General features: G+C 38.8%; 10 protein-coding genes. All 10 read left to right on the top strand.

The genetic code is table 11. From position 1 onward, the window contains the following. The first annotated feature begins 14 nt into the window (after window positions 1-14). Complete coding sequence (locus tag ACI48O_RS19520; RefSeq protein WP_472850885.1) at window positions 15-464, top strand: DUF5085 family protein; 450 nt, start codon at window positions 15-17, stop codon at window positions 462-464. Between the two features lies 1 nt (window position 465). Next, entirely contained in the window at window positions 466-915 is a 450-nt protein-coding gene (locus ACI48O_RS19525; RefSeq protein ID WP_435563526.1) for a DUF5085 family protein, read from the top strand. Window positions 916-953: 38 nt separating this feature from the next. Beyond that, window positions 954-1,478: a YfjD family protein gene (locus ACI48O_RS19530; RefSeq protein ID WP_435563527.1), complete on the top strand. Its 525-nt coding sequence runs from the start codon at window positions 954-956 to the stop codon at window positions 1,476-1,478. An 84-nt stretch (window positions 1,479-1,562) separates the two neighbouring features. Next, complete coding sequence (locus ACI48O_RS19535; protein WP_435563528.1) at window positions 1,563-2,294, top strand: hypothetical protein; 732 nt, start codon at window positions 1,563-1,565, stop codon at window positions 2,292-2,294. Between the two features lie 19 nt (window positions 2,295-2,313). After that, the gene (locus ACI48O_RS19540; protein WP_435563529.1) at window positions 2,314-3,030 is read left to right on the top strand and encodes a hypothetical protein; all 717 of its coding nucleotides are present in this window, start codon (window positions 2,314-2,316) and stop codon (window positions 3,028-3,030) included. A 24-nt stretch (window positions 3,031-3,054) separates the two neighbouring features. Continuing rightward, the gene (locus ACI48O_RS19545) at window positions 3,055-3,783 is read left to right on the top strand and encodes a hypothetical protein (protein WP_435563530.1); all 729 of its coding nucleotides are present in this window, start codon (window positions 3,055-3,057) and stop codon (window positions 3,781-3,783) included. 340 nt (window positions 3,784-4,123) lie between these two features. Continuing rightward, entirely contained in the window at window positions 4,124-4,264 is a 141-nt protein-coding gene (gene sda, locus ACI48O_RS19550) for a sporulation histidine kinase inhibitor Sda (RefSeq protein WP_435563531.1), read from the top strand. A gap of 717 nt (window positions 4,265-4,981) precedes the next feature. Beyond that, window positions 4,982-5,824 carry a DegV family protein gene (locus ACI48O_RS19555; RefSeq protein WP_435563532.1) on the top strand — a complete coding sequence of 281 codons (843 nt, stop codon included), beginning with the start codon at window positions 4,982-4,984 and terminating at the stop codon, window positions 5,822-5,824. A gap of 100 nt (window positions 5,825-5,924) precedes the next feature. After that, window positions 5,925-9,206: a CapA family protein gene (locus tag ACI48O_RS19560; RefSeq protein WP_435563533.1), complete on the top strand. Its 3,282-nt coding sequence runs from the start codon at window positions 5,925-5,927 to the stop codon at window positions 9,204-9,206. Between the two features lie 397 nt (window positions 9,207-9,603). Further along, the gene (locus tag ACI48O_RS19565; protein ID WP_435563534.1) at window positions 9,604-11,016 is read left to right on the top strand and encodes an ATP-dependent helicase ComFA; all 1,413 of its coding nucleotides are present in this window, start codon (window positions 9,604-9,606) and stop codon (window positions 11,014-11,016) included. Window positions 11,017-11,227 lie beyond the last annotated feature (211 nt).

An 11,227-nucleotide genomic window follows, 5' to 3' on the forward strand; every position in this document is an offset into this window, starting at 1 on the left:
GAGGATTTGTAAGTGTGAAAATTAAGCGTTGTCCCATAATCTTTAATAATGTTATTAGTACAAAAGCGAAATGCAGAATGGATCGATGGTATGTTATCGCTCGTGAATTGAGAAATGCAGTCATTAAAAATGGGTTGTATGCTACCGGTCCTGTTATCTACAAAATAGAAAATGTTGATCTTTTCGAAAACGAAGCGGAATATACTTTTTACTTGCCTGTAAGTGAGCCAGTCAGCATGCCGGAAAATGAACAATATAGCTTTGTGGAAAAATGGAGCTTTAATGATGCACTTGTTTATCGCCATGCTGATTTGGATGAAGATATGAATCTTTCTTATAATATTCTTCGAGTTGGAGCTGAAGATACCGGATTAGTTATACAGGAACCTTTCTACCATATTTACCTCGATGTTTATGGAGAAGGCATCATTGACATTTTTGCACCAATCGTTGAGGAGAGTTGATATGATCAATCCGAATGACCATATACGATATACTAACGTTGTTTCAAGGAAATATCGCTATCATTATCAGGATATCGAAAAAGTAATGACGGATTTCGTTAGCGATCTTGTAAAGCTGAATGCATCTGTTAAAGGTCCGTTGTTTTATTCGATAAATAACGTGCCGCTTGATGAAGTGGTCAATGGTGAATTCTTTATGCCAATCCATCAGGATAGCTTGGACATAATGGAAGATATGAATTTCCATAGCTATTTTAGTATTGAGGATATGGTATCAATTTGTTTGGCTTCTTCTAATTTTGAAAGAGACACAGAAATTGCTTATCGTATGTTAATAGATTATATGGAGCTGCATGGATTAGCTCAGGTCAGCCCTATTTTTCATATTGTTTTCCGGGATGAAACGCTTCAATATATTTTTATTAAAATTGGGGTTTCGAAAGAAGAATAGTTTGGAATTGTGTAATTTTATAGGAGATAAATTAAAATATGGACCAAAATATTATTGAAGTAAGATCAAGACTTTTTCATAGAATTTGGCTATTTCTTGGTTCTGTTGGAATGGCTATTGCCAGTGTTTGGCTCTTCTTTGAAGGGATTAAGTTTGAATACAGAATGTCCTTGAATGCTATTGTCGCAAGCTTCATAGGATTACCATTCGGTTTGATGACCTTTCTTTGGAGTTGGAGGGCCTATACCAAAAAGGGTTTACTTTTTTCTATTAAACCTGGAGAAAATGGGCAAATCATTTATCGCAAGGGTGCAGTAAATTTTAGAGATATTAAGGAAATTGATGAAATTCAAGAATTTAAATTATACAAGCCTAGAACGATGGTTTTTTCAGATTTAACCATTAAAACCACCCAAAATAAAACGATAAAAATCCCGACGTATAACATATTGGCTGCACATGCTTTTAAGGATAATGTAGAGAAATATATCTATCCATACATGACATCAGAAGCACAGCAAAAATGGAAGAAAAGATATGAGAAGAAGGCAACTGTTGCCTAATTGAATACGAGAGCTTTAAGGTAACACATTTTCTACATAGGAAATGTGTTCTTTTTAGATTTTATCGGAAAGTAGGGTGTGTACATGTTAGGAAATTGCAAGGAAGAGGATTTTTATCAGATTAAATCTGTAGGCCAAGATCGGTTGAGTCCGCAGAGTATTTCAGGTTTTTTCTGGGCAGTAATATTTGTAAGTGTATTAACAACTATTGCAACTTCTAGCGGATTATTCCCTGAAGATAATGATGTTAGTACAGCAATGGTTTTAATCCTTCTTCTTAGTTATTTAATGCTGTTTATACAATTTATTTTTACACTATTTTTTACTTTTAAAAAAGTGGCTTATAAATTTGAAAGATTTCAATCTTTGTGTTTGAGTTTTATTGGTTTAAAGTTTTCGATTGATTTTTACCTAGCTTTTTTTGACGTTTGTGAACGATTTAATTCCCCTAATTATATAAGAAACACTGGTTTGATCTTAATGGGGGGAGGAGCCATTTTTCTTATTATATTCACGTTGCGGGCATTTAAGCGGGTAAGCCAAGGCAAATTAAGACAAGGTGAAAATGGTCTTTACGATTTTCAAAACTCCAAAGGATATGTTAGTGTTCCAGTTATTTTTGGTGTGACTATGTTCGGAGGCGCAACTGCAAGGTTATTCTCTGATACGGCTAGCAATTTTGAAGTTTTAGGGATGTTATTTTTTGCTGTACTCCTTCAATACAGTTTAGCCTTGGCATTACCCGAGTTTTTTCTATTAATGTATTGTAAGTTCAGATTTGAGACATTTAGGGTGGAGTTACCTAAAAAATGGTAGAGGGGAATTTCATAATAATATGTTAAGAAGTTGTAAGGAAGAGGATTTTTATAAAATTAAATCGGTTTCGTTCGGTCGATTGAGTCCTAGTGGAGTGTCAGGCTTTTTTTGGGGATGCTTTGTATTAAGTACAATTACAACAATATTCGCATTTATGGATAGCTTGTCAGCGGAAAGCACATTCATGACTTTGATGGTTTTATTTAGTTTGATTTTTTGGATATTTCAGTTCATTTTTAATTTGTTCTTTAGTATTAAAAAATTAGCTTATAAATTTCAAAGGTTCCTTTCACTATATTTAAGTTTAATAGGATTTAAGGTTTCAATTGATACTTATCAAGTATTTTTTGGTATTTGTTTGTCTGATGGAACTCCACCATATATAGAAAATACTGGTATTATTCTATTTTTCGGTGGAATTATTTTATTAATATTTTCTACACTGAGAGCGGTAAAAAGAGTAAAACAGGATGAGCTAAGGAAAGAAGGTAAGGGACTCTATAATTTTCAAAATTCAAAGTCCTATGTTAGCCTCCCAATCATTTTTGGTGTAACGATGTTTGGCGGGGCTATTGGGAAATATATGTCGGAAGTATCAACAGATTTTACTGTATTTTTATTTTTACTTTTTGCCGTAATCATGCAATATGGTATTGCATTGGTATTACCCGAGTTTTTCCTATTAATGTATTGTAAGTTCAGGTTTGAGTCATTTAGGGTGGAGCGGCCGAAATGAGTATAGAGAGGGATTTTTCAAAGTATGTTAAGAAATTGTAAGGAAGAAGATTTTTATCAAATAAAGATTGTTGGGCAGGGCCGGATGAGTCCAAAAAACATTATTGGTTTTTCTTGGGCGGTTTTATTTGTTAGTTTACTATCAACAATAGTGTGCTTTGCTGGGTTAATCCCTGATGATTTGGATATAAGTACATCAGCGGTTCTATTCATTTTGTTTAATTCATTACTTTTTTCTATTCAATTTATCTTTACGCTATTTTTTACTTTTAAAAAAGTTGTCTATAAATTTCAAAGATTTCAATCCATATTTTTGAGTTTTTTAGGAATAAAGTTTTCATTTGATTTTTACCAAGGATTTTTTGGTGTTTGTGAAGCATTCAATTCGCCTAGTTATATAAGAAACACAGGTTTATTTTTAATGGGGGGAGGGGTCATTCTCCTCATTATTTCAACAATGAGAGCCTTCAAGAGGGTAAGTCAAGGGGAATTAAGACAAGGTGGAAAAGGACTCTATGATTTTCACAACTCAAAAGGGTATGTTAGCATGCCGATTATTTTTGGTGTGACCATGTTTAGTGGGGCATTAGCAAGATTTTTTTCAGATATGTCTACAGATATTTCAGCACTTGCTGCGCTATTTTTTGCTGTACTACTTCAATACAGTTTGGCCTTGGCATTACCTGAGTTTTTTCTATTAATGTATTGTAAGTTTAGATTTGAGTCATTTAATGTGAAAATGCCGAAACGATGATATAGAGGTTATGTAACTGAAATATGATGTTATTAGTACAAAATCGTTATGCAGAATGAAGAAGAATTTGAGAACATTTAGTTTAGCTCTAAGTATTTTTGCTATAAAAATAGGCCAGAGTTCACCTGCAAAAAATGAACAAATTTACCTACCATGAGGGTATTTTTTTCATTTTGAATTTTTTTCCAAACTATTTTATAATTAGTAATCGTTGAGCCTGTGTTTTTATAAGAAGATCTTTGAAAATTGAAATCCTAGTGCCATTACCTCTCCTGTTTACTAATTTTCGGCTTTTTGTAAAAATATAGTATACACTATCATGATTGGAGTGAAAAAGGTAATGTCATCTTTGGATATTCTTACAGATCAGGATTTGATAGAGATACTTTATAAAGCAAATAAATATCAATTGGAAAAAGAGTTTATTGATACTTTGCTTACTGAAATCGAGCGCAGAGGCTTGGGAGTAGCGGTCAGTTAATCATAACTTTTTCATTTTTTACGCTGTACAAGAACAGCGTTTTTATTTTTGTTAAAATTAAGTGCATATTGGTGTTTTCTCATTTTTCTGATGGACAAAAGTTCCCCAAATTGTAATAAAAAACGGTATTGGTGACGAAAACCGGAAGTGAAGCCGGGAACAATGATACCGATCGCTCTTATTGGTAGCAAAACCGGCAAGAGGAATCATCGAAATTGCAACCAATCGCCCTCATTGGTAACAAAATCAACAAGAGAAGACAGCAAAATTGTAACCAATAACCCTCATTGGTAACATAATCTTCAAGAGAAGACAGCAAAATTGTAACCAATAACCCTCATTGGTAACATAATCTTCAAGAGAAGACAGCAAAATTGCAACCAATAGCCCTTATTGGTAACAAAACCATCAAGAGGAATCATCGAAATTGCAACCAATCGCCCTTATTGGTAACAAAATCACCAAGAGAAGCCAGCAAAATTACAACCAATCGCCGCCCTTAGGTCACAAAAACCAAGGACCAAAAGTCCAAAATTTGTCACCAGTTGCCGCCATCTCCTGCATTTGTATTGATAAAACCAGAAATTTAATTCACATAACCTTTTATGAAAAAAGAAAGGTTTGTATATCCGATTAATGCAATTTAACAGGTTATCATATAAAATTGTACTAAGACATAAAGTAGAAGAAAAAGTAATAAGGATGGTAAACCTATACATGAAAACGGCAATCGTAACGGATAGTACAGCGTACATACCGAAAGACATTCAAGAACAACTTCATATAAATATAATCCCGTTAAGCGTTATTTTCGGTAACGAGATGTACCAAGAGGAAAAGGAGCTTAAAGCTGAGGATTTTTACCACATGGTCAAAGAGAAGGAACTCCCTTCCACATCACAGCCGCCGATTGGTGAGTTTGTTGAGCTATTTGAAAAGCTCTCGGTGGACTATGATGCGGTTATTAGCATTCATTTGTCCAGTGGGATTAGCGGTACGTACCAGGGAGCGGTTGCTGCGGGGGATATGGTCGAAGGGATTAAGGTGTATCCTTTTGATTCGGAGATTAGCTGCATGGTGCAGGGTTTCTATGTGATCGAAGCAGCCAAAATGGCGCTCGACGGGAGCGGGCCTGATGAGATCATGGCACGGCTTACAGAAATGAAGAAATATGTATATGCCTATTTTATGGTGGATGATTTGTCCCACCTTCAGCGCGGCGGCCGCCTTTCAAGTGCCCAAGCTCTGATTGGGAGCTTGCTTCAGGTTAAACCGTTACTTCACTTTGAGGACAAGAAGATTGTGCCGTTTGAAAAGATTCGCACCCGGAAGCGGGCGATGAAGCGGATGGAAGAGTTGTTAGGGGAAGCCGTCAGCAGCGGAGAACCGTACGAAGCGGTCGTTATCCATGCCAATCGTGAGGAAGAGGCATTGGAATGGCGTACGGAACTTGAACAACAATTCCCAAATGTCGAATTTAAAATCAGCTACTTCGGCGCCGTCATCGGCACTCACCTAGGCGAAGGCGCCATGGGATTAGGCTGGTCAAAGAAAATGTAGTGTAGTGCTTTAAAGCGGAGGGCGCCTGTCCCCCGCCGCTGTGACGCATTAGCGTAGCGGGGGACAGGCCCCCGAATTAGTTGTTAGGTGGTGTTGCGTCATGTTGATGAACGCTTGGACAAAAGACATCATTGAAGAAGTACTAGATGGCACATGGTTTATTGAACCTTCTTTGGATTGGTATGCAACCAATGTAGGGGTCGTACAAAATCATTGCCAAAGAGAGAGAACGTTGTTTATAGCGATTGATAAGGAAACCTGGTTAGCTGGAACAGGAAATAAAGGTCATTATGCAGTTTGGGAAGATACCCATGAATTAATCCACCAGTTTACCACCAATATTTGTGGAGTAATCTGTCAGCGCCCGATTGAAAACTTGCCTCCTCATATTCCTCAGTTTTTAGTAAAAAACTCATACTCCGTGATAAAACAATTAGCGCTCAAAGCGAGACAGAAAACCCGCGCCAAAGTAATTGCTGTTACTGGAGTTGTCGGTAAAACCTCTACCACTAATATGATTGGCCATATCCTCGAGACTAACCATCAAGTTGAAAAAACCCTAGGTAATCACAACTCAAGAACAGGTGTTGCGCTAACTCTTGCAAGAAGTATCACAGATCCGGATTTTATTGTAATTGAAACGGCGTTGTCTGCTCTTTGGATGAAAAGCGGGAGCATCTCTTTGTTATCAAGGCCCCACATTGTTGTCATCACAGAGGTATCGTTAGGTCAGACAAATAACGATGTAAAAACAGCTAAAGATACAGCTATCATGAAAGCCAAAATAGCTCAAGGAATTGAAGTCAATGGCATAGCGGTTATCAACCGCGATATGAACGAATATGAACTTGTAAAAAATGAGGTTGAGAAATACGGTGCTACCGTTGTCAGCTATGGATTTCACAAAGACGCCGACAATCAAATCATTGACCATACATACACGAGTGAAGGATCCAGAATTACTGCTAAAATAAATGGGGAAATCGTTCACTATTATCTGCCTCTCTTAGGAAGAGGCATGGCTCAAAATTCACTGGCTGCCTTAACAGTGGCGGACCTCCTTGGCTTAACTATAGAAACGACCTCTCATGCGCTACTTACTTTTCCCAAGAAGCCGAAAGTATTAGACTTAAAAACATTAACGGTCGGAAAGATTCCGATCCATGTGTTAGATGATAGCTACAATGCGGAAGTTTCCTCTGTGAAGTCTGCTGTTGAAGTATACCAGCAGCTCGCTCCCTCATACTCCGGAAGGAAAATTGCTCTGCTCGGGGCAATCGTAAACTTAAAAGAAAATAGTGAATGGGTTCACCGTGAGCTGGGAGAATGGTTTGCTTCACAAGATTTTGATAAAGTCTTTGCTCATGGTCATGATATGAAATACTTCATGGAGAATATTTCAGCAGAACAAATTGGCGGCGTATATTTAGATGCAAAATCATGCGCTGAAGCTTTAAGGAATTACATACAGAAGGATGATTTTCTTTTGTTTAAAGGTTCGCAAAGAGGGTCCGATTTTGGACAAACTCTCGATAAGCTCCAAACTCATTCTTTTGAAAAAATAGATCCACTTTCCTTTCATGCGAAAGCTATCAATTTAACGAATGGTGAGCTGCTTTTTGAAGCTGGTTCGTCATCTGTTAAGCAACATTTCGGTTTAGGCCATGTTCTCTTTTTAACTTCCTTGCTCCGTAAAATAAGTCTGAAAAAGCTTGTTTTAACGGATAAAGTGACGATTAGTAATAAAACCGCAGCAGAATCAAAAGGGGATCAGGAATTTCACCTTAAAGGAGGAGAAACTGTATCCGTTTTGAAGCTTCTTCACGGGTTTATTTTTAAAAATTCACCTTCAGCAATCTTAGCTCTAGCAGATTTTCTGGATTCTGAAAGAGTTGAAGCATTACGGGCGATTCGCCAGAAGGTCCAACAACTAGATTTAAAGAAAGAGGTGGCGATTAACGTCACCGGCAGAGTATTAAAGAAAAAGCCCCAAGCTTATGATTTGAATGATCTCATCAAAGTGGGACAAGATTTGTTTAGCCTTTCATTTGAAGAGTTAAAGTATCTATCTAGCCCATTTTTTGAATTTCGTGATCGAGTGATCGACCACAAGAGCGTTTTACTTTCAAACGGCAAGGCTTATGCTGCCTACATGTTTGGGGAAAATCACAGTGAAGGTTTAGTATTAACCTTTATCAATCAAAAGCCGGTCATGCTCGCGATCACAGGGGCGCGAGATGAATTTCATCGCGATTTTGTGTTAACAAATCTGATCGATCGAATCCAAAACAAAGAAAAAGGTCAAACGGATTTGACCGCTGCAAAGGAAATTATCCAATCGCAAAAAGAAGAGGTTACTATAAACCTTCTTGGAGATACCTATTTTGGTGAAGATTACACCCGAAAAAGAACTAAGCAAGGCAAAGAGGATGCATTGACCAAGTTTGGTTATGATTACTCCTTTCAAAAGCTTGCGCCACTTTTTTTAAACGGTGATGTTAATATCGTCAATTTTGAAGCTGTTTGTATCGAATCAGGAACTCGTTCGCCCTATGAAGGAATCAAGCCTTACTTGTTATGGGCAGAAGGGGAGCCCTCGATTAAAGCTTTAAAAGCAGTTAATGTCCATGCAGTCTCGTTAGGAAACAATCATGCAATGGATTATGAGGAAGCGGGTCTATTGACAACATTAGCAGCCTTTCTGAAAGAAAATGTGACAACCTTTGGGGCGGGGAGAAACGCAGATGAGGCTGGTCAACCGTTAAAAGTTAGCATTCACGATTCATCAGTTTATATTTTTAATGCGTATTGGTTTAGAAAAACTGCCTATCGTTCGTTTGAGAGTTATGCTTGTGGAGATAAATCTGGTGTAGCTAGTTTGAGTGGGGACATTCTTGACCGAATTAAAGCAATCAAGCAGAAAGAGCCAAACAGTTTTATTGTGGTTCAGCCTCATTGGGGTGTGGATTTTTTAAAAACCAATCCGTTGCAGCGAAAATATGCCGAACAATTAATCGATGCCGGTTGTGACCTGATAGTAGGACACGGCCCTCACACCCTGCAAGAAATTCGTAAATATAAAGGAAAATGGATCATTTTTAGTGTCGGAAATGGTGTGTTCAATAGCAATGGAGAGTATGCAAAGTATAATGCACCCCCATATGGATTTTTGACACAATTAATCGTGAATCGAAAGGCTGGAATTTCTGTAAAACTATTTCCGTTTTTCGCCAACAATTTAAAAACGTTCTGGCAACCTCATTTTGTTGATGATCATCAATTTTTAGAGGTTCAAAAATTCCTCGAACAAGAAAAATCTGATATAGAAGAAATGTCTATTTTGGACAATGAATTTGGGAAACACTTTACTTTTGAATGCTAGTTTACGCAAGGGCAGCCGGTGTTTATTTTGTCAAAAAATTTTTGGCTGCCTTTTAAATTTAGGATCGGTTATAGTTGGCTGTTGATTTCCGTTCCAGGTGCTCGCTTTCCGCGGGGGAGTCCGGGAGCCTCCTCGGCGCTATAGCGCCTGTGGGGTCTCCCGTGACACCTTCTCCCGCAGGAGTCTCGCACCTTCCTCTCCAATCAACAGTGTGCTCAAAATCAACATTGTTCTTTAACACAGCTTAAATATAAAAAAGAGGTGATCCGTTTTGTATCCAAATCAAGCAAATTCTTTTAAAGAGGAGCCTTTTCCTGAATACACTTTTCCATCCTCACAGAGTCAAACCCAACATCCCTTAAACCCCGAATTTCCCTTCAACATCAACCTTCAAAAAATGACCTCTGGAAAACAACTGCTTTTTGAAGACCTGCCTTTCTCGATAGCAGAAATTCACAGTCATTATCAAAACGGGTATATTGCTTATCGCCGCGGTCTTGAAGACAATGGCAGATCGCCTTGTTGTATTCGTTGTGGCAATGATGATCCATCTTGGTTTGGGCAATTTCCGTGTGCGAGATGCGGAAAGAATTGTTCATACTGTCGCAAATGCATCATGATGGGACGGATCAGCTCATGTACGTCATTAATAAGTTGGTGTGGACCGGAACCGGAGATGAGGAATGAGTTAACATTTTTAGAGAAGCCAGGACAAGATTCAAGGTCTACGAAAGCAACTTTATTAGCCTGGACGGGAAAACTCTCGAAAGGTCAAATAAAGGCTTCTAACCAAGTCGTGGAGACGGTTGCTATGAAGCAGAAGGCTGAGCTGCTGGTTTGGGCCGTGTGCGGCGCAGGCAAGACCGAGGTGCTATTTACAGGAATCGAACAGGCCCTGCTACAAGGCCAACGAGTTTGCATTGCTACCCCAAGAACCGATGTCGTCCTCGAACTCACGCCGCGTCTGAAAGCGGCCTTTCCAACCATCCCAATTGCTTCACTATACGGCGGCAGCCCGGAACGCCATCTGTTTGCACCGTTAACCATCTCCACCACACATCAGCTCCTCCGTTTCTATCAAGCCTTTGATACGATCATTGTCGATGAAGTGGATGCATTTCCCTATTCTGCAGACGAAACCCTTCAGCATGCCGTAAACCAGGCGAGAAAGCCCGCCTCCACACTGATTTACCTTACCGCAACCCCAAATAAAAAATGGCAAAAACAATGTCGCCAAGGAAGTCTGCCCTTTGTCACAATTCCAGCCCGCTATCACCGCCATCCACTTCCAGTACCCGAGTTCGCCTGGTGTGGGAATTGGAACAAGCAGTTAAGAACAAAGAAAACTTTCCCTGTAAATGTATTGAAGTGGTTGGAAAAACGATTGAAAGAAGAGAAGCAAGCGCTGTTATTTCTTCCAAAAATAGAACTAATCTCAGAAATACTTCCGCTTTTAAAGACTAAATTTCCGAACAAAGAGATGGAAGGTGTCCATGCGGAAGATCCGGCCCGAAAGGAGAAGGTTTTGCGGATGCGGAATCGTGAAATCTCTATTTTATTAACAACAACCATCCTTGAAAGAGGTGTTACATTTCCGAATATCGATGTGGCTGTTTTAGGTGCAGAAGATCGAATCTTCACCGAAAGTGCCCTCGTGCAAATTGCCGGTCGAGTCGGTAGAAGTGCTGACTTTCCAAGCGGGAATATTACCTTTTTTCATTTTGGAAAAACAGAGGCGATGGTCAGAGCCCGGCAGCAGATTATTGAGATGAATAAAGAAGCGCGTCAGGCAGGTCTGGTGGATTATTAATGAATAGGCTGTTTTAAAGAACAATGTTGATTTTGAGTACTCTGTTGATTGAAGCGGAAGGTGCGAGACTCCTGCGGGAGAAGGTGTCACGGGAGACCCCGCAGGCGCTATGGCGCCGAGTTATCATGAACGAAACTAGCTCCTTACTCGTAAAATCGTAGGTTAATTTGGTAAGAATGTTTATTGTTGAAAAACAAAAAACCAAATTAGA

The sequence above is a fragment of the Neobacillus terrisolis genome, assembly GCF_051233475.1.
Lineage (GTDB): Bacteria > Bacillota > Bacilli > Bacillales > Cytobacillaceae > Bacillus_BU.